Annotated in this window: 16 protein-coding genes and 1 pseudogene; 11 read left to right on the top strand and 6 right to left on the bottom strand. The window is 69.9% G+C overall.

Features of this window, described 5'->3' with window-relative positions; genetic code table 11:
- Positions 1-14: 14 nt before the first annotated feature.
- On the bottom strand, positions 15-1,223 hold the full coding sequence (locus ACFQV6_RS00575; RefSeq protein WP_378025268.1) for a DUF349 domain-containing protein: 1,209 nt from the start codon (positions 1,221-1,223) through the stop codon (positions 15-17).
- A gap of 145 nt (positions 1,224-1,368) precedes the next feature.
- Between ACFQV6_RS00575 and miaA the strand changes: the two genes are divergently transcribed.
- Genes miaA through ACFQV6_RS00590 form a run of 3 tightly spaced genes read left to right on the top strand, consistent with a single transcriptional unit; the run spans position 1,369 to position 3,870 of the window.
- Entirely contained in the window at positions 1,369-2,310 is a 942-nt protein-coding gene (gene miaA, locus ACFQV6_RS00580; protein ID WP_378025269.1) for a tRNA (adenosine(37)-N6)-dimethylallyltransferase MiaA, read from the top strand.
- Between the two features lie 7 nt (positions 2,311-2,317).
- Positions 2,318-3,148: a diaminopimelate epimerase gene (dapF, locus tag ACFQV6_RS00585; protein WP_378025270.1), complete on the top strand. Its 831-nt coding sequence runs from the start codon at positions 2,318-2,320 to the stop codon at positions 3,146-3,148.
- Positions 3,148-3,870 carry a glycerophosphodiester phosphodiesterase gene (locus ACFQV6_RS00590; protein ID WP_378025271.1) on the top strand — a complete coding sequence of 241 codons (723 nt, stop codon included), beginning with the start codon at positions 3,148-3,150 and terminating at the stop codon, positions 3,868-3,870. The genes dapF and ACFQV6_RS00590 overlap by 1 nt, the downstream gene beginning before the upstream one ends.
- 83 nt (positions 3,871-3,953) lie before the next feature.
- Here ACFQV6_RS00590 and ACFQV6_RS00595 read toward each other — a convergent pair whose 3' ends face one another.
- Positions 3,954-5,450, bottom strand: a complete 1,497-nt coding sequence (locus tag ACFQV6_RS00595; RefSeq protein WP_378025272.1) for an NAD-dependent malic enzyme — start codon at positions 5,448-5,450, stop codon at positions 3,954-3,956.
- A gap of 65 nt (positions 5,451-5,515) precedes the next feature.
- Here ACFQV6_RS00595 and hflX point away from each other — a divergent pair, with 65 nt between their 5' ends.
- Together hflX and ACFQV6_RS00605 are read left to right on the top strand one after the other, a co-directional pair.
- On the top strand, positions 5,516-6,973 hold the full coding sequence (gene hflX / locus ACFQV6_RS00600; protein WP_378025273.1) for a GTPase HflX: 1,458 nt from the start codon (positions 5,516-5,518) through the stop codon (positions 6,971-6,973).
- A gap of 70 nt (positions 6,974-7,043) precedes the next feature.
- Entirely contained in the window at positions 7,044-8,969 is a 1,926-nt protein-coding gene (locus tag ACFQV6_RS00605) for a hypothetical protein (RefSeq protein WP_378025274.1), read from the top strand.
- Positions 8,970-9,257: 288 nt separating this feature from the next.
- Here the strand turns inward: ACFQV6_RS00605 and lexA are convergent, their stop codons facing one another.
- Positions 9,258-9,977 (bottom strand): transcriptional repressor LexA, encoded by a 720-nt coding sequence (gene lexA / locus ACFQV6_RS00610; protein ID WP_378025753.1) that lies wholly within the window; start codon positions 9,975-9,977, stop codon positions 9,258-9,260.
- Positions 9,978-10,282: 305 nt separating this feature from the next.
- On the opposite strand from lexA, the gene ACFQV6_RS00615 reads away from it, so the two are divergent.
- The 3 genes from ACFQV6_RS00615 (at position 10,283) to ACFQV6_RS00625 (ending at position 14,231) form a co-directional block, all read left to right on the top strand.
- A complete protein-coding gene (locus ACFQV6_RS00615; RefSeq protein ID WP_378025275.1) occupies positions 10,283-10,444 on the top strand; it encodes a hypothetical protein in 162 nt (53 codons plus the stop codon).
- Positions 10,445-10,753: 309 nt separating this feature from the next.
- A complete protein-coding gene (gene nrdR, locus ACFQV6_RS00620) occupies positions 10,754-11,272 on the top strand; it encodes a transcriptional regulator NrdR (protein WP_378025276.1) in 519 nt (172 codons plus the stop codon).
- Positions 11,273-11,327: 55 nt separating this feature from the next.
- A complete protein-coding gene (locus ACFQV6_RS00625) occupies positions 11,328-14,231 on the top strand; it encodes a vitamin B12-dependent ribonucleotide reductase (protein ID WP_378025277.1) in 2,904 nt (967 codons plus the stop codon).
- 58 nt (positions 14,232-14,289) lie between these two features.
- On the opposite strand, the gene ACFQV6_RS00630 is transcribed toward ACFQV6_RS00625, so the two are convergent.
- Positions 14,290-14,823 (bottom strand): hypothetical protein, encoded by a 534-nt coding sequence (locus tag ACFQV6_RS00630; protein ID WP_378025278.1) that lies wholly within the window; start codon positions 14,821-14,823, stop codon positions 14,290-14,292.
- 187 nt (positions 14,824-15,010) lie between these two features.
- Between ACFQV6_RS00630 and ACFQV6_RS00635 the strand changes: the two genes are divergently transcribed.
- Complete coding sequence (locus ACFQV6_RS00635; protein WP_378025279.1) at positions 15,011-16,192, top strand: MFS transporter; 1,182 nt, start codon at positions 15,011-15,013, stop codon at positions 16,190-16,192.
- A 43-nt stretch (positions 16,193-16,235) separates the two neighbouring features.
- Here ACFQV6_RS00635 and ACFQV6_RS00640 read toward each other — a convergent pair whose 3' ends face one another.
- Complete coding sequence (locus tag ACFQV6_RS00640) at positions 16,236-17,093, bottom strand: alpha/beta fold hydrolase (protein WP_378025754.1); 858 nt, start codon at positions 17,091-17,093, stop codon at positions 16,236-16,238.
- On the opposite strand from ACFQV6_RS00640, the pseudogene ACFQV6_RS00645 reads away from it, so the two are divergent.
- Positions 17,023-17,202: pseudogene (locus tag ACFQV6_RS00645) on the top strand (hypothetical protein); the annotation flags it as partial. The gene ACFQV6_RS00640 and the pseudogene ACFQV6_RS00645 overlap by 71 nt on opposite strands.
- Here the strand turns inward: ACFQV6_RS00645 and ACFQV6_RS00650 are convergent.
- Positions 17,135-17,722 carry a hypothetical protein gene (locus ACFQV6_RS00650; protein WP_378025280.1) on the bottom strand — a complete coding sequence of 196 codons (588 nt, stop codon included), beginning with the start codon at positions 17,720-17,722 and terminating at the stop codon, positions 17,135-17,137. The pseudogene ACFQV6_RS00645 and the gene ACFQV6_RS00650 overlap by 68 nt on opposite strands.
- 155 nt (positions 17,723-17,877) lie before the next feature.
- On the opposite strand from ACFQV6_RS00650, the gene ACFQV6_RS00655 reads away from it, so the two are divergent.
- On the top strand, positions 17,878-18,441 hold the full coding sequence (locus tag ACFQV6_RS00655; RefSeq protein ID WP_378025281.1) for a hypothetical protein: 564 nt from the start codon (positions 17,878-17,880) through the stop codon (positions 18,439-18,441).
- Positions 18,442-18,524 lie beyond the last annotated feature (83 nt).

Consider the following 18,524-nt stretch of genomic DNA (forward strand, 5'->3'; position numbering starts at 1 on the left):
CGAAGCGTCACCGATCAGCTGGCCTGCTCGGCCAAGGCCAGGAACTGCTTCTTCGAAGCGAGCGCCTGCTCGGCCTCCTTGATCCGGCGGTTGTCGCCGGCTGCCTGCGCGCGGGCCAGCTTCTCCTCGGCCTCGGCGACCTGCTCGCGCATCTGGCGCAGCAGCGGGTTGTCCTGAGGGCTGGTCTTGCGCCAGGCCGAGTCCATCGCGACCCGGATCCGCTCCTCGGCGTTGCGCCAGCGGCGGTCCAGCGAAGCGGACGCCTCACGCGGCACCCGGCCGGCGTCGTGCCAGGCTGCCTGCGCGTCACGAAGCCGGTTCTGAGCGCCGCGCGGGTCGGCGTCGATGTCGAGGGCCTCGATCTCGGTGAGGATGGCCTGCTTCTTCTCCAGGTTGCCCTGGTATTCGGCGTCGCGGGCGGAGAAGACCTCGCTGCGCCGGGTGAAGAACGCGTCCTGAGCGGCCCGGAAGCGCTCCCAGAGGCGCTGCTCGGCCTCCTTGGCGGCGCGCGGCGCCGCCTTCCACTCGGTCATCAGCTCCTTGAGCCGGTTGGCCGTGCTGGACCACTCGGTCGACTCGGAAAGCGTCTCCGCCTCCTTGACCAGCTCTTCCTTGGCGCCCTGGGCCTGCTTGCGCTGACCGTCCAGGGTGGCGAAGTGCGCGCCGCGGCGGCGGGTGAAGCCGTCCCGGGCGGCGGCGAAGCGCTTCCACAGCTCCCCGTCGGTCTTCTTGTCGACGCCGCGGATGGTTTTCCACTCGTCGAGGATCTCCTTGAGGCGGTCGCCGGCGGTCTTCCAGCCGGTGGCCTCGGCGGCGATCGACTCGGCCTCCTCGACGAGGGCGGTCTTGCGGGCGAGCGCCTCGGTGCGGGCCACCTCGCGGGCCGCGCGGGCCTCACCGGCCTTCTCCTCGGCGAGGCCGGAGAGCCGCTCGAGGCGCGCGGCGAGGCCGTCGATGTCGCCGACCACGTGGGCCTCGTCGAGCTGGGTCCGCAGGCGCTTGACGCTGCTCAGCGAGTGGGCGGCGTCGGCCGCGCCGGACTTGAGGCGAGCCTCGACGAGGTCGACCTCGGTGACCAGATCCTCGAACCGCCGGGCGAAATGGGCCAGCCCCTCTTCCGGCGTGCCGGCCTGCCAGGAGCCGACCACCCGGTCGCCCTCGGCGGTCTTCACGTACACGGTGCCATCGGCATCCACGCGCCCGAAGGCCGTCCAGTCGTTCATGAGCTCATCCTCGTTCTCCCGGCGCCACCGGACCCTGCCGGGCCCGTGGCCACCGCCACAGCGCAGTCGAATGCAAATCTTCCCACCGGCATTCTTTCTCGCGCATTGTCACAGGTCCAACCCGGTTAGGGGAAAGCTCCCACCGATGACCGTGACACAACGGTGTCCTACGGTTGGTCCCGTGCCGTATCGGACAGCCCATCGCGTGATCACCGTCGCCGGTCCGACGGCGGCCGGAAAGTCGGCCCTGAGCATCGCTCTCGCTCACGAGCTGGGTGGTGAGGTGGTCAACGCCGACTCGATGCAGCTCTACCGCGGGATGGACATCGGCACCGCGAAACTGACCGTCGCGGAGCGCCAGGGCGTGCCGCATCATCTGCTCGACATCTGGGACGTCACGGTCACCGCGGCCGTCGCGGAGTACCAGCGACTGGCCCGCGCCACGATCGAGGAGATCTTCTCCCGGGGCCGGGTGCCGATCCTGGTGGGCGGTTCGGGCCTCTACATCCGCGCCGTGCTGGAGGATTTCGAGTTCCCCGGCACGGACCCGGCGATCCGGGCGCGCCTGGAGTCCGAACTGTCCGACGTGGGTCCGGGCGAGCTGCACGATCGCCTGCGCCGGGCGGACCCCGCTGCCGCCGAGAAGATCCTGCCCTCCAACGGCCGCCGGATCGTCCGCGCCCTGGAGGTGATCGAGCTGACCGGGCAGCCGTTCACCGCCGCGCTGCCGGACCCGAAACCCGTCTACGACGCGGTGCAGATCGGGGTGGATCGCGACACCACCGCCCTGGACGAGCGGATCGAGCTGCGGGTGGACCTGATGTGGACGGCGGGTCTGGTCGAGGAGGTGCGTGGCCTGGACGGCATCCGGGACGGCCGGACCGCGTCCCGGGCCCTGGGCTACCAGCAGGCGCTCGCCCAGATCGACGGCCTGCTCACCGAGGAGGAGGCCAAGGCGGACACGGTGCGCGGGACTCGGCGTTTCGTCCGCCGCCAGCGGTCCTGGTTCCGCCGCGATCCCTCGATCACCTGGCTGGACGCCGCCGTGCCGACGCTCGTGGCGGACGCGCTTTCGCTTGCGCGATGATGGTCCGGTGCTTTTTACCAAGGGCCACGGAACCGCCAACGACTTCGTCATCCTCCCCGACCCCGACGGTGAGCTGGAGCTGACGCCCGCGCTCGTCGCGGAGCTCTGCGACCGCCGCCGGGGGATCGGCGCCGACGGTGTGCTCCGGGTGGTGCGCAGCGCGAAACACCCCGAGGCGGCGGGTCAGGCGGCCGAGGCCGAGTGGTTCATGGACTATCACAACAGCGACGGCTCGATCGCCGAGATGTGCGGAAACGGCGTGCGCGTCTTCGTGCGTTACCTGGTGAGCCGCGGCCTGGCCACGCCCGGCCCGCGGGGCCTGCCGGTGGCGACGAGGGCCGGCGTCGTGGTCGCCCTGGTCGGCGATGACACGGTGAGCGTCCGGATGAGAAAACCTCAGGTGTACGCGGGAAGCACCGCGACCCTAGGCGGGCTCACCATTCCCGGTGTGGCAGTGGACTGCGGAAACCCGCACCTGGTCTGCGGATTGCACGACGGTCTCGCCCTCGACGGCCTGGACCTGACGAGAGAGCCGCTGCACGACGCCGCCGTCTTCCCGTCCGGGGTGAACGTCGAGTTCGTGGAGCCCGCCGAGCCGCTCGACGGGGTGGACGGGCACGTCCGGATGCGGGTCCACGAGCGCGGTTCCGGTGAGACGCTGTCCTGCGGCACCGGCGCGCTCGCGGTCGGCGCGGTGGCTCTGCGCGACGCCGGCCTGACCACCGGCTCGATCGCGGTGGACGTGCCGGGTGGACGCCTCGTCGTGCGCCACGACACCGAGGGCGGCTGGTGGCTGGAGGGCCCGGCGGTGCTGGTCGCCGACGGTGAGGTCCTCTGATGCTGCACCGGGTCGCGCACCGCGGCTACTGCACCGTCGCACCGGAGAACACGCTGCCCGCCTTCGCCGCCGCGGTCCGGTCCGGGGCCACCCTCGTCGAGTTCGACGTCCGGGTGACCCGCGACGGCGTGCCCGTGGTGATCCACGACCGGACCGTCAACCGGACCACCTCCGGCGCCGGCCGGGTCTGGGACCTCGGCTACGACGAGATCAGGGCGCTGGACGCCGGCTCCTGGTTCGGACCCGGGTTCACCGGCCTGCGGGTGCCGTCGCTGGCCGAGACCCTCGACCTGCTCGCCCCCGGGCCGGCCGAGCTGCTGATCGAGATCAAGCCGCCGGCCACGCTGGACGAGGTGAAGACGATCGTCACCCAGGTCGCCGAGCGTGACCTGCTGGAGCGCTCGGTCTTCCAGAGCTTCGACACCGACGTGATCCGCAAGATCCGGGACGTGGTTCCGGGTGTACGGCTCGCGCTGCTGCTGTTCCGGTTCGACGCGGAGACCGTGCCGCTCTGCCGGGAGCTGGGCGTGACGTTCTGCAACCCGGCGATCGAGGACGTACTGGGCGGCCCGGAGACGATGGCCGGCCTGGCCGAGGCGGGTGTCGGTGTGATGCCCTGGACCCCGAACGACCTGGCGCAATGGCGTCCGCTGGTGCTGGCGGGAGTGGCCGGCCTGATCACCGACCGGGTCGGCGAGCTGACCGGCTGGGCCGCTGCCTGATCCCGCTTCTCCCGCTGTCTTTGGCTTTTTCCGCTGCCTGGCCGGCCGGGTCGCCGCTTTCGTGGCGGCCCGGCCGGCGTTCGTCAGAAGGTGGCCTCCGGGGCCTGTTCCAGCTCCACTTCCGGGGCCGCGGCCGGATTGGCCGGGGCGGGCGCGCCCTTGACCACGGCGCGGATCGCGGCGGCCACCGCTGGCGTGACCCGGGCGTCGAAGACGCTGGGGACGATCACTGTCGGGTTGAGCTTCTCCTCGCCCACCACGTCCGCGATGGCCCGGGCAGCGGCGAGGGCCATCTCCTCGGTGAACTCCTCGGCGCTGACGTCGAGCATCCCGCGGAACACACCGGGGAACGCCAGCACGTTGTTGATCTGGTTCGGCTGGTCGGAGCGGCCGGTGGCGACCACGGCGGCGTGCTTGCGGGCCTCCCTCGGGTCGACCTCGGGGTCGGGGTTGGCCAGGGCGAACACGATCGACTTCTCCGCCATCCGGGCGATGTCGTCGCCGGTCAGCAGGTTCGGTGCGCTGACGCCGATGAAGACGTCCGCGCCGGCGATCGCGCCGGGCAGGTCACCGGAGTAGTTGTCCCGGTTCGTGTTCTCGGCCAGCCACTGCCAGCTCTCCGACATCTCGGGCATGCCGCGGTGCAGGGCGCCCTTCCGGTCGTACGCGATGATGTCGCCCACGCCCTGGCGCAGCAGCAGCTTCATGATCGCGGTGCCGGCGGCACCGGCGCCCGAGACGACGACCCGGACGTCCTGCATCCGCTTGCCGACCACCCGCAGCGCGTTGGTCAGCGCGGCCAGCACGCAGATCGCGGTCCCGTGCTGGTCGTCGTGGAAAACCGGGATGTCGAGCTGCTCCCGCAGCCGCGCCTCGATCTCGAAGCACCGCGGCGCCGCGATGTCCTCCAGGTTGATCCCGCCGTACGCCGGCGCGATCGCCTTGACGATCCGGACGATCTCGTCGGTGTCCTGGGTGTCCAGCACCACCGGCCAGGCGTCCACGCCGCCGAAGCGCTTGAAGAGCGCGGCCTTGCCCTCCATCACCGGCATCGCCGCGGCCGGCCCGATGTTGCCCAGCCCGAGCACCGCGGAGCCGTCACTGACCACCGCGACGGTGTTGCGCTTGATGGTGAGGCGGCGGGCGTCCGCCGGGTTCTCCGCGATCGCCATGCAGACCCGGGCGACACCCGGCGTGTACGCCCGGGACAGCTCGTCACGGTTGCGCAGCGCGACCTTCGACGACACCTCGATCTTACCGCCGAGGTGCAGCAGGAAGGTCCGGTCGGAGACCTTGCGGACGTCGACGCCGTCCTGGTCCTCGAGCTGCTTGACGACCTGGTCGGCGTGCGCGGCGTCGGCGGTGTCGCAGGTCAGGTCGACCAGGACGTGAGTGGGGTCGGAGTCCACCACGTCCAGTGCCGTCACGATGGCCCCGGCCTCACCCACGCAGGTGGTGAGCCGGCCGATGGACGAGGCGTCCGCGGTAACAGCGATGCGAATCGTGATCGAGAATCCTGCGCTCGGCAGGCGGGTGGTCACCACGGTGTTCCCTCCGACGTTGGTGGGTGCTCTCCGCATTGTCGCTCTTGCGGAATAGTCGATTCACCGGCGGTGGTTACTCATGAGTCAGCACAGTTATGTAGATGCGCCGCCCGGCGGGACGTGCCACGCTGGGGCGGAGGAGGTCACTTTTGCGAAACACGTACCAGACACCCGTCCTTGACGAGCCGGACCTGTCGACCGGCGCACTCGAGCTCGAGGAGCGGCACTCGCTCAGGCGGGTGGCCGGTCTCTCCACCGAGCTCACCGACGTAACCGAGGTCGAATACCGGCAGCTGCGACTCGAGCGGGTCGTGCTGGTCGGCGTCTGGACCGAGGGAAGCGTCGACGACGCGGAGAACTCGCTGACCGAGCTGGCCGCTCTCGCCGAGACCGCGGGATCGCAGGTCCTCGAGGGCCTGATCCAGCGGCGCAAGCAACCCGACGCGGCAACCTTCATCGGCCGGGGCAAGGTCGACGAGCTGCGCGACGTGGTCGCCGACACCGGCGCCGACACCGTGATCTGCGACGGCGAGCTGTCGCCGTCCCAGCTGCGCAAGCTGGAGGAGCAGGTCAAGGTCAAGGTGGTCGACCGGACCGCCCTGATCCTCGACATCTTCGCCCAGCACGCCAAGAGCAAAGAGGGCAAGGCGCAGGTCGAGCTGGCCCAGCTGCAATACCTGTTGCCGCGACTGCGCGGCTGGGGTGACTCGCTGTCCCGCCAGGGCGGCGGCGCTGGTGGTTCGGGCGGCGGTGGCGTCGGCACCCGTGGTCCGGGTGAGACCAAGCTCGAGACCGACCGCCGGCGGATCAACACGCGCATCTCGAAACTCCGGCGCGAGATCAAGGCCATGAAGACCGTCCGGGAGACCAAGCGCTCCCGGCGTACCGCGAGCGGTGTTCCGGCAGTCGCCATCGCCGGTTACACCAACGCCGGCAAGTCCAGCCTGCTCAACCGGCTGACGCAGGCCGGTGTGCTGGTGGAGGACGCGCTGTTCGCCACCCTCGACCCGACGACCCGGCGCACCGCCGCGGAGGACGGGCGTGTCTTCACGCTCTCCGACACGGTCGGCTTCGTCCGTCACCTGCCGCACCACATCGTGGAGGCGTTCCGCTCCACGCTCGAGGAGGTGGCACACGCCGACCTGGTGGTGCACGTCCTCGACGGCGCCCACCCCGACCCGGAGGGTCAGGTCAGCGCGGTGCGTGAGGTGCTCGGCGAGGTCGGTGCCGACCGGATTCCCGAGCTGCTGGTGGTCAACAAGGTCGATGCTTCCGACGAGGAGACGATCCTCCGGCTCAAGCGGACCTGGCCGGACGCCGTGTTCGTCTCCGCCCGCTCCGGAACGGGCATCGCGGAGCTGCACAAGGCCATCGCCGACCGGCTGCCCCGTCCCGCGGTCGAGCTGACCGTGCTGGTGCCCTACGACCGGGGTGACCTGGTGGCCAGGGTGCACCGGACCGGTCAGGTGCTCCAGTCGCGTCATCTGGACGACGGCACCGAGTTGCGCGTCCGGGTGGGCGAGCAGCTAGCCGCCGAGCTCGATGAGTTCCGGAGCTGACGTCGGGCGCTTCACCAGCGTTGATCCACACGTAATACCGGTACGGGACGCCGCATGCGACACTGTGCGGATGCGGCGTCTCGTGTTCCCGATCATCGTGGGTCTCGGCTTGGTGATGATCGGTTCCTCCAGCGCGTCCGCCGAGGACCCGACCCCAGCGGCGACGGTCAGCGCGAAGGCGACGCCGGGCAAGAAGCTCTGCAAGATCACCGACCCGAAGATCGACGAGGTCTCCGGGCTGGTGGCGACGAAGAACGGCTACATCGTCATCAACGACGGCACTGACGACGCCGCCAAGAAGAAGATCTTCTTCCTGGACGCCCAGTGCGCGATCGACGAGGACAAGACCCAGGAGTACAGCGGTGACGGCCCGAAGGATCCCGAGGACCTGATCCTCTCCGCCGACGGCGACACCCTCTGGATCGCCGACGTCGGCGACGGCGGGATCCGCTCCGGCGACGCTCCCCGGCCCACCGTCGCGCTCTGGAGCATGCCGGTCAGCGGCGCCAAGAAGCCGACGCTCCACCGCCTGACCTACCCCGAGGGCGATTCCCACGACTCCGAGGCGCTGCTGCTCAACGGCGACGGCACCCCGATCATCGTGACCAAGGAGATCGGCAAGAACGCGAGCGTCTACCAGCCGACCGGGCCGCTCAAGCCCAAGTTGACGACTGGTGTCCCGCTGAAGAAGGTCGCCGACCTACCCATCAACGCCACCGAGACGGCCGGCAACCCGGTCGCCCGGATCGGCAACAAGACGATCACCGGCGGCGCGATCGCACCCGGTGGCGCCAAGGTGGTCCTGCGGACCTACACCGATGCGCTGGAGTGGGACGTCACCGGCGGCGACGTGATCGCCGCGCTCAAGAAGGAGCCGCGCACCACCGGCCTCCCCAACGAGCCGTTCGGTGAGGCGATCAGCTACAGCCCCGACGGCAAGACGTTCCTCACGGTCTCCGACATGAACGGTGACAAGACCACCGCCAACAACATCCGGCAGTACACGCCGGCGACGACAGTGGCCAAGAAGTCCGAGAAGTCGGGCGACGACGCGGCCGGCGACCCGTGGTATCTGAACGTCAACAACCTCACCTACGCGGTGGCCGGCGTCGGCGGCTTCGGCCTGCTCCTGGTGGCGGTCGGCGTCTTCGGCATCATGCGGTTCCGCAAGTCGCCGCGCGCCGCCTCCTCGGATGCGGACGACGCGTCCCTCGGCGGCCTGAACGCGCACGACCCGGAAACCGAGCTGATCGGCGTCGGCGGCGGCCAGCGAGCCGGCGTCTACGGCGGCGTCGGCGGTGGTGGCGGTGGTGGTGCCGGTGGCGGCGGTCCCAGCGGCTCCGGACCGGTCTACGGCGGCGCCCGGTCGGGTCCGCCCGCCGGTGGCGCCCAGCGCGGCTCCGGCCCGGTCTACGGCGGCGCCCCCGCCGGCGGCCCTCAGTACGCCCGTCCCGCCGGAGGCCAGCAGCCGCCCCCACGCGGCCCGCAGCCGCCGCGCGGTCCCCAGCAGCAACCCCCTCGTGCTCCGCAGCCGCCCGGCCGCGGATCGCAGCAGGCACCGGCCCGCACGCCGCAGGCCCCGCCGGTGCGCGGTCCGCAGCAGGCTCCCGGCCGCGGTCCGCAGCAGCCGCCCGCTCGTGGCCCGCAACAGCCGCCTGCCCGCGGTGGTTCGCAGCCCCCTGCCCGCGGCGGCCAGCAACCCCCTGCTCGTGGCGGTTCGCAGCCGCCCGCTCGCGGTGGTTCGCAGCCGCCCGCTCGCGGTGGTTCGCAGCAGCCTCCGGCCCGAGGACCGCAGCCTCCGGCTCGTGGCTCGCAGCAGCAACCGCGCGGCCCGCAGCCGCCGCCCGGGCGTGGCCAGCAGCCGCCGCCGGGTCGCGGTGGTGGAGGGCAGCAGCGTGGGCCTCAGCAGGGTGGACAGCGGCCCCCAGGGACCTACGGCGGCAGGCAGCAGCCCGGCCCCGGCGGCAACGACGACCGGCGTAACGGCTACCGCTAGCGGATTCTCGCGCTACCGGCTTCTCGCGCTACCGGCTTCTCGCGCTACCGGCTTCTCGCGCTACCGGCTTCTCGCGCTACCGGCTTCCCGCCGGCTGCTGCCGCCACTCGGTGACGGCTGCCACCGCTTGGTCCTGGCTCACAACTTTCGTCAGCGCAGACTTCCGCTCTTGAAAAGGCCGACCCTCTCCCGAGGGCCGGCCTTTCTGCTGTCGGATTCCGCCGGAGCCGGTCAGCCCTGCCGGAGCCGGTCAGCCCTGCCGGAGCCGGTCAGCCCTGCCGGAGCCGGTCAGACCCGCCGGAGCACCGCCACGACGCGGCCCATGATCGTCGCGTCGTCGCCCGGGATCGGGTCGAAGGCCGGGTTGGCCGGCATCAGCCAGACATGCCCGTCCCGCTGCCGATAGCTCTTCACGGTCGCCTCACCGTCGATCATCGCCGCCACGATGTCACCGGCCTCAGCGGTCGGCTGCTGGCGGACCACCACCCAGTCACGGTTGCAGATCGCGGCGTCGATCATCGAGTCGCCCTTGACCTCCAGCATGAAGACCTCGCCCTCGCCGACCAGCTCGCGCGGCAGCGGGAAGAACTCCTCCACCGCCTGCTCGGCCAGGATCGGGCCACCGGCGGCGATCCGGCCGACGAGCGGCACATAGGCCGGCTGCGGACGGGCTGCCCGCATCGCCTCGTCGTCGACGAGATCGCTAGGCGCCCGCACGTCGACGGCACGCGGCCGGTTCGGGTCGCGGCGCAGGTAGCCCTTGGTCTCCAGCGCCTTCAGCTGATAGGCCACGCTGGACGGTGAGACCAGCCCGACCGCCTCGCCGATCTCCCGGACGCTCGGCGGGTAGCCGTAGCGCTCCACCCAGTTGCGGATGAACTCCAGGATCCGGCGCTGCCGGGCGGTGAGATCCGTGGCGACGGCCTCGGGCAGGTGGCTGACCGGGGTGACCGAGCGCAACTGCGGCGCGTCGGCCCCGCGGGCACGGCTGGGTGAACGGCGCCGCATGGCCGCTGAGGCGCCGGTTGCCTCGGGCTTTCCGCTCTGGTGCTGCTGCCGGCTCGTCCGGTCGTCGGTCGACACGTCCGCCCTCCCTGTCGGCCAGTGCCTGTCGGCACGTGGTACATCGCGGAGCCGGGACAGACACCGTGGGGATGGTGTTTGTCCGGCTGACCCCTCTTGACGCAAAACCTAATAGGGAGGTGCGACATATTCAAACATCTGTACGACCTTTTCCCGGCGTGTCGCTCTCAAGTGCTCGACTTTCGTACCCCTGTTCTGATAGACCGTCGTACGGACGTTCTATCGAACGGGTGTCCGATCAGGGGGAGGACGAGATGGTGAGCACGGGTGCGCGACACGTTGAACCGCCTCTGCGGCTCACCCGGCGCGGGCGGGTGGTGCTGCTCGGCCTGTTCTTTCTGATGGCCGTCCTGGCGAGTGTCGTGCTGTTCGCCACGGCCTCGCAGGTCTGACCGACTTCGTCCCTTCCCGGCGCGGCGACACGCCCATCCGGCCGCTCCAAGTGATCGTGACATCACCCCTGGTGGTGAGGTGCAAAATACGGCGCGTCGGCATGCCTCTGAGCTTGCATCGGCGTCCGTCGGGGCCTAGCGTCTACCCCAACATCTAGTGGTTACAAAGATGTAAGTCATCCACAGGTTGGGTTTCCCTCTCCCGGTTATCCACATGTCGTCCACAGCGTCGCACTGGTTCCGACCATGGCGGAGCTGCGCTTCTGCATGTCCTCAAGCCGTCGGGAGGGTGTCCGGAAGGGGTCAACGGTGCGTTGCCCGTACTGTCGCCACGCCGATTCGCGCGTGGTCGACTCGCGTGAGGCCGACGACGGTCAGCTGATCCGTCGCCGTCGCTCGTGTACTGAGTGCGGCAAGCGTTTCACCACGGTGGAGGAGGCCGTCCTCGCCGTCGTCAAGCGCAGCGGTGTCACCGAGCCGTTCAGCCGGACGAAGATCATGAGCGGTGTCCGGAAGGCCTGTCAGGGCCGGCCCGTCGACGAGGACTCGATCGCGTTGCTCGCGCAGCGGGTCGAGGAGACCGTCCGGGCCCGGGGCGCTGCCGAGATCCCCAGCCATGACGTGGGCCTGGCGATCCTCACGCCGCTGCGTGAGCTCGACCAGGTGGCATATCTCCGGTTCGCCAGTGTGTACAAGTCGTTCGACTCTCTCGACGAATTCGAGAAGGAGATCGCGGCACTGCGCGACGTGGCGGTCGCCAGGGAACCCGGGACGCGACACGCCGTCGCGCCGCGGTCCGGCACCCGCGCACCAAAGCTCAACGGCTGATCACGGCCGATTTCAGCTACAGCAGTCAGTGGTATTTCGAGGGGGAGCACGTTCTATGGCCGGAGACGGCATCACTGCAGGTCGCCAGCGCAGCCGCACCAGCGGCGGCAACGGCGCCGCGGCCGGGGGGCTGCGTGTGGAGCGGGTTTGGACGACCGAGGGCATTCATCCGTACGACGAGGTGGAGTGGGAACGCCGCGACGTCGTCATGACGAACTGGCGTGACGGCTCGATCAACTTCGAGCAGCGCGGTGTCGAGTTCCCGGCGTTCTGGAGCGTGAACGCGGCGAACATCGTCACCACGAAGTACTTCCGTGGTGCGGTCGGCACGCCGGAGCGCGAGTGGACGCTGAAGCAGCTCATCGACCGGGTCGTGAAGACCTACCGCAAGGCCGGCGAGGAGCACGGTTACTTCGCCACCGCCGCCGACGCCGAGTTGTTCGACCACGAGCTGACCTGGATGCTGCTGCACCAGGTGTTCAGCTTCAACTCGCCGGTCTGGTTCAACGTCGGCACCAAGTCGCCGCAGCAGGTCAGCGCCTGCTTCATCCTCTCCGTCGACGACTCGATGGACTCCATCCTCGACTGGTACAAAGAGGAGGGACTGATCTTCAAGGGCGGCTCCGGCTCGGGTGTGAACCTGTCCCGGATCCGGTCGTCCAAGGAGCTCCTGTCCTCCGGCGGCACGGCGAGCGGCCCGGTCAGCTTCATGCGCGGCGCCGACGCCAGCGCGGGGACCATCAAGTCCGGCGGCGCCACCCGGCGTGCCGCGAAGATGGTCATCCTCGACGTCGACCACCCGGACATCGAGGAGTTCGTGCAGACCAAGGCGCGCGAGGAGGACAAGATCCGCGCGCTGCGGGACGCCGGCTTCGACATGGACCTGGGCGGCTCCGACATCGTCAGCGTTCAGTACCAGAACGCCAACAACTCGGTGCGCGTCAGTGACGAGTTCATGCGGGCCTACGAGGAGGGCACCGAGTTCGGTCTCCGTGGCCGGCTCAACGGCGAGGTCATCGAGACCATCGACGCCAAGAAGCTCTTCCGCGGCATCGCCAAGGCCGCCTGGGAGTGCGCCGACCCCGGCCTGCAGTACGACGACACCATCAACGACTGGCACACCAACCCCGAGACCGGCCGGATCACCGCGTCCAACCCGTGCTCGGAGTACATGTCGCTGGACGACTCGTCCTGCAACCTGGCCTCGCTGAACCTGATGAAGTTCCTCAAGGCCGACGGTGGCTTCGAGGTGGAGAAGTTCGTCAAGAGCGTCGAGTTCATCATCACCGCGATGGACATCTCGATCTGCTTCGCCGACTTCCCGACCGAGAAGATCGGGATCACCACCCGGGCGTACCGGCAGCTGGGCATCGGCTACGCGAACATCGGTGCGCTGCTGATGGCCTCCGGCCTGCCGTACGACTCCGAGGGTGGCCGCAGCGTCGCCGCCGCGATCACCTCGCTGATGACCGGTACGGCGTACCGGCGCTCGGCCGAGCTGGCCGGTGTCGTCGGCGCGTACGAGGGTTATGCCCGCAACGCCGACGCGCACCAGCGCGTCATGCGCAAGCACGCCGCCGCCAACGACGCGGTCCGCCCGCAGGGTGACGTCGCCACCGAGATCGTCCGTGAGGCCACCCGCCAGTGGCAGAACGGCAACAAGATCGGTGCCAAGAGCGGCTGGCGCAACGCGCAGGCGTCGGTGCTCGCCCCGACCGGCACCATCGGCCTGATGATGGACTGTGACACCACGGGCATCGAGCCCGACCTCGCGCTCGTCAAGTTCAAGAAGCTTGTCGGCGGCGGCTCCATGCAGATCGTCAACCAGACCGTCCCGCGTGCGCTGCGCAGCCTCGGCTACCTCGAGGAGCAGGTCGAGGCGATCGTCGAGCACATCGCCGAGCACGGCAACGTGATCGACGCCCCCGGTCTCAAGCCGGAGCACTATGCGGTCTTCGACTGCGCCATGGGCGAGCGGGCCATCGCGCCGATCGGCCACGTCCGGATGATGGCCGCCGTGCAGCCGTTCATCTCGGGTGCCATCTCCAAGACGGTCAACATGCCGGAGACGGCGACCGTCGAGGAGATCGAGGAGATCCACTACCAGGGCTGGAAGCTCGGCCTCAAGGCGCTGGCGATCTACCGCGACAACTGCAAAGTGGGCCAGCCGCTCTCCGCGGTGAAGTCGAGCAAGGCTGCGGCGCCCGCGGTCGAGGAGGCCACCAAGGCGGTCGAGAAGATCGTCGAGAAGGTCATCGAGTACCGCCCCATCCGCAAGCGGCTGCCGAAGAAGCGCCCGTCCGAGACGGTGTCCTTCTCGGTCGGCGGCGCCGAGGGCTACCTCACCGCCTCGTCCTACCCGGACGACGGCCTCGGCGAGGTTTTCCTGAAGATGTCGAAGCAGGGTTCCACCCTGGCCGGCGTGATGGACGCCTTCTCGGTGGCCATCTCGATAGGCCTGCAGTACGGCGTTCCGCTCGAGACGTTCGTCAGCAAGTTCACCAACATGCGCTTCGAGCCGGCCGGCATGACCGACGACCCGGACGTGCGCATGGCGTCCTCGGTGATGGACTACATCTTCCGTCGCCTGGCGCTGGACTTCCTGCCGTACGACACTCGCGCCGAACTCGGCATCTTCACCGCCAAGGAGCGCACCGCCCAGGCACAGGCCGAAGCCGCCGCCGAGGCCGCCGCCACCGTGGACCTGGCCGGCATGGCCGCGTCCGCACCGGTCGCCACCCCGGCCGGCTCGTCCGCCGTCACGGTGGCCGAGGCCAAGGCGTCGACCACCCCGGAAAAGGAGGCCCCGGTGACCGCCGGCTCCTCGACCGAGCTGCTCGAGATCGTCACGGGCCACTCCGCCGACGCACCGCTCTGCTTCACCTGCGGCACGAAGATGCGCCGCGCCGGCAGCTGCTACGTCTGCGAGGGCTGCGGCTCCACCTCCGGCTGCAGCTGACGCTGCCTGGACGAAGCGGCCGCCCGGTTCCCGAAAGGAACCGGGCGGCCGCCGTTCGTCACGCCTTCTTCTGCGCCTCGCGCAGCCAGACACCGAACTCCACAGCGGTGCGCACCCCGTGCTCCAGCACCGCCGTGTAGATCTCGAACCCGCTCACCTCGTCCGGGTACTCCGCCCGTTGATGCCACACGCTCTTGATGGCGAGAACCGCCTCGCGCTCCTCGTCGGTGATCCGCTCAGCGAGCTCCCGATGCCACTCCGCGCCGTCCGCGTGGTCGTGGTTCAGCCAGATCGACAGGTCGACGCGCCATTCGCCGAGCGTCAGCGTCACGTGGTAGCGCTGGTCCCGCTCCGGCCCCTCGCGCTCGTCGTTGTAGGAGAACCCGGTCACACCGGGGATGTCGACCGCGCGCCCGAGTAGTGCCACGACATCGGCGGGCGCGTAGTCCGGCCCGCCCAGGAGCATCACGTCCAGGTCGCGCCAGACCATCAGCCCGGATACGAAGCTGCCGGTGGGCAGCAACGGACCCAGGGGCTCCAGCAAGGCAAGCACCGAACGCGCCTCGGACTGCAGATCCTCGGGCCGGCCCATCCTGCTCTCCTCCCCATCGCGAACAACCTCATCGCGAACAACCTCATCGCGAACAACCTCATCGCGAACAACCTCATCGCGGGCACTCTCATCGCGAACACGCCCATCGCGAAAACTCGATGAATTGTGGGACGTGCCCGGCGGTACTGTTCCACGGGCCCCGCGCTTTAACGTGTAAGTTGAGGTGGTGGCCAGCCTCGAGGTCGATTCCCCGCGCCTGAACTCCGCCAAGGCCGCCGTCGGCGTCTCCTTCGCGATGAACGGTTTCGCGTACGCGGGCTGGCTCTCCCGGGCCCCCGCCGCCCGCGAGGCCCTCGACGTCTCCGCTGCCGGGTTCGGCCTTCTGCTGCTCTGCATGTCCGCGTCCGCGGTCGCCGCCATCCCGCTGGCCGGCCCGATCGTCCAGCGTTTCGGCCCGTCCCGCGCCGTGCTGTACAGCTGCATGTCCCTGGTCGCCGGCCTCGCCGCGCTCGCCACCGGCGTCCTGCTCGGCTCACCCGTGGTGGCCGGCGCCGGCCTCCTCTTCGCCGGGGTGGCCACCAGCACCTGGGACGTCGCCATGAACGTCGAGGGCGCCGACGTCGAACGCCGCCTGGGCCGCACGCTGATGCCCCGCTTCCACGCCGGCTTCAGCCTGGGCACGGTCACCGGTGCCGCCACGGGCGCCGCCGCCGCAGCCACCGGCCTGCCCCTCTGGGCGCAGATCTACATCTCCGCCGCCCTCACCGCCACGGTGATGGCCTTCGCCGTCAGCCGCTTCCTCCCGCACACCCCACGGGAACCGGGCGAGCGCCCCGCGATGAGCGTCGGCCAGGCCTGGCGCGAACCTCGCACCCTCCTCATCGGCCTGGTCATGCTCGGCTTCGGCTTCACCGAGGGCACCGCGAACGACTGGCTCGCCATCAGCCTGGTCGACGGCTACGGCACCAGCGAAACCGTCGGCGCCATCGGCTTCGGCGTCTTCGTCACCGCCATGACCCTCGCCCGCCTCTTCGGCGGCCACGCCATCGAACGCTGGGGCCGCGTCCCCGTACTCCGCCTGACCGCCCTCGCCGCCGCCGCCGGCCTCCTCCTGGTGGTGACCGGCGACGCCGTCCCGGTCGCCCTGCTGGGCGCCCTTCTCTGGGGCGTAGGCGCCTCCCTGGGCTTCCCCATCGGCATGAGCGCCGCCGCCGACGACCCGGCCCGCGCCGCCATCCGCGTCTCGGTGGCCGGCTCAGTGGGCTACGGCGCCTTCCTGGCCGGCCCACCCCTCATCGGCTTCGCCGCCGAACACTTCGGCATCCTGCGCTCCATCCTCTGCGTCCTGGGCGCCCTCGCCATCGGCCTGGCAGCTTCGCATGCGGCTAAACCTTCAAAAACCCCTTGAGACGTACGCAGACCCCGCACATCCCGCCGCCCGCCGCTCACACCTACCGATGCTCGGCCAGGAAGTCGCCGATGAGAGAGGCGAGAAGGGCAGGCTGTTCGATCACCATGGCGTGGGACGCGTCCGCCAGCGACAGATAACGCAGATGCGGCACCCCCTTCGCCTGGTCGACCAGGAAGCGCCGGTGAGCCGAATACAACTCCGCGAACGGCTCCTGCGCCGGCAGGCTCCGAGTGGGCAGGACCACCAGTTCAGGGCAGGTGGTGGCGGCATAGACCGGCGTCAGGTCAAGGCTGTTCATCAAGGCGCGGAGCTGGCTGGTGACCGCAGCGGACGGGCGGATCGACGTTTCGCCGTTCTCGTGGACGAGGTTGCGGCGGAAGCCCTCGATCCACACCTTCTCGTTGGCGCCCATGTCGCGGGCTGCCATCTGCTGCCCCTCGACCAGGTCGGGCAACTGTTCAGCGGGGATCACCCCGCCGGCGGCGGCCTCCATGGTGTCGAAGACGGCGTGCAGGCGAGTGAGTTCGGCCTCGGCTTTCTCCGGGTCGAGGCCGGGCAGGTGTTCGGCGCGGGTGGGCGGGGGATTGCCGTCCAGGCTGATCACGCCGGGGGACTCGGGGTGGCGCTGACCCCAGAGGGCGGCCAGCATGCCGCCGAGGGAGTGGCCGACGACGGCCGGCCGGTTCAGCTCGAGCTGAACGCAGACGGCGGCCAGGTCACCGAGGGCGGCGTCCCAGGTCCAGGTGCCGTCGCCGGAACGACCGTGCCCACGGAGGTCGACGGTGACGACGCGGTGCCGGGGGCGCAGGGCGCGGGCCAGCGTGGTCATGTGGGCGAGGTTGCCGCCTGCCCCGTGCAGCAGTAACAGTGGCGGCTCGTCGCCGCCGAAGTCGCGCACGGCGAGGGGCAGGTCGCCGGCGTCGATGAGGCGGTCGTTGATCATTGTGGCTCCTCTGTCGAAGGCGAACCTGCTGAAGGCGAACCTGCTGAAGGCGAACCTGCTGAAGGCGAACCTGCTGAAGGCGGACCTGCTGAAGGCGGACCTGTCGGAAGCGATCCGGACACGGGCGCATCTGCCGCACGTGCAACCGACGCAGGCGCGCGCAGAAGCCGCTCCCGCACAGCGGCCACCGGAACCCCGCCATCCTCGTGGCGGGGCAGGCGCCCACGCCGCACGAGGTCGTGCACACCCTGGCGGCTGATACCCAGCATGGCGCCCGCCGCCGCGTAGGACACCGAGTGGGCGAACGGATGACCGACCAGGCGGATCACGGCCTGACCGAGCGGAGCCCGCCACCAGTCCACCGGCGGCGCGAACGTGTGGTCCTCGGGATAGAGGGTCGCCATGAGCCGGCCGATCGTGTGGATGGCGGCCGAGTTGCTCCCGTTCGCGATGGTGTCGGCCCATTCGGCCGCCCGCACGCGGAACTGATCGCGCAGCACAGCGACCTCCCCGTCGTCCTCGAGAAGGATCTCCAGCGGATCGAGAAGGCGCACGTCGATCAGCCGGAGCAGCTGCTGCGCCAAGTCACCGCCCATCACCTCATCCTTCCGCTACTTGACACGCCCCGTCAAGCGAACCACCGTAGTCACGCTCCGTGCATCAAAGGTGGCGAAAACGCCCTCTTCCGCTGGGCGGCTGGGGACAGTACGGTGTGCCCGGTACCCGGGGAGGATCACGAGTGCGTAAGCGTTTCGCCGTGCTGAGCGCCGCCGCGTTGCTGGCTCTGTCGCCGGCTCTGTCCGGCTGCAGCAAGCCCGCCGAATCCAGTGCCACAACCCCGCCTCCGGTCAAGGTTGTGGAGCCACCGGCCGCGTCGGCGGGCGGCGCCTGCATCCTGTGGGACTGGGGTTTCATCGAGGAGAAGATCGGCCACAGGTTCTCGGTGGCCGCTTCCGATCAGGTCGATGAAACGTCCACCTGTGTCGTGCAGGACGTGGACCAACCGTGGCCCGACTTGTCACTCTCCGTGGTGGAGACGACAAAGGCCGACCCGGCCCTGTTCCTCGACGCGCGGATGCCGGCGAAGGCGACCAAGCTCAAGGGTCTCGGCAAGGCCGCCTACCGGTTGAACAGCAAGGCCGCGAGCGGTCACGGCCCGACCGTGGAGATCGGCTGGCTCAGCGGGGCGAAACAGCTGCAGACGCTTCGGTTCCGTTTCGCTCAGGGCGCCAAGGCGGACGAGGTCAAGGAGATGAACACCAAACTCCTCAACCTCGCCAAAGCCATGGACACCACCAGCTAGACACTTCCCGCGGCGGCGTCCCCTCAACGTCGCCCCGCTCGGCAACCAGCTGGCTCCCAGCGCTGCCTCACGGCTCCCGATCA

Source organism: Actinoplanes sp. GCM10030250, assembly GCF_042666575.1.
GTDB lineage: Bacteria > Actinomycetota > Actinomycetes > Mycobacteriales > Micromonosporaceae > Actinoplanes.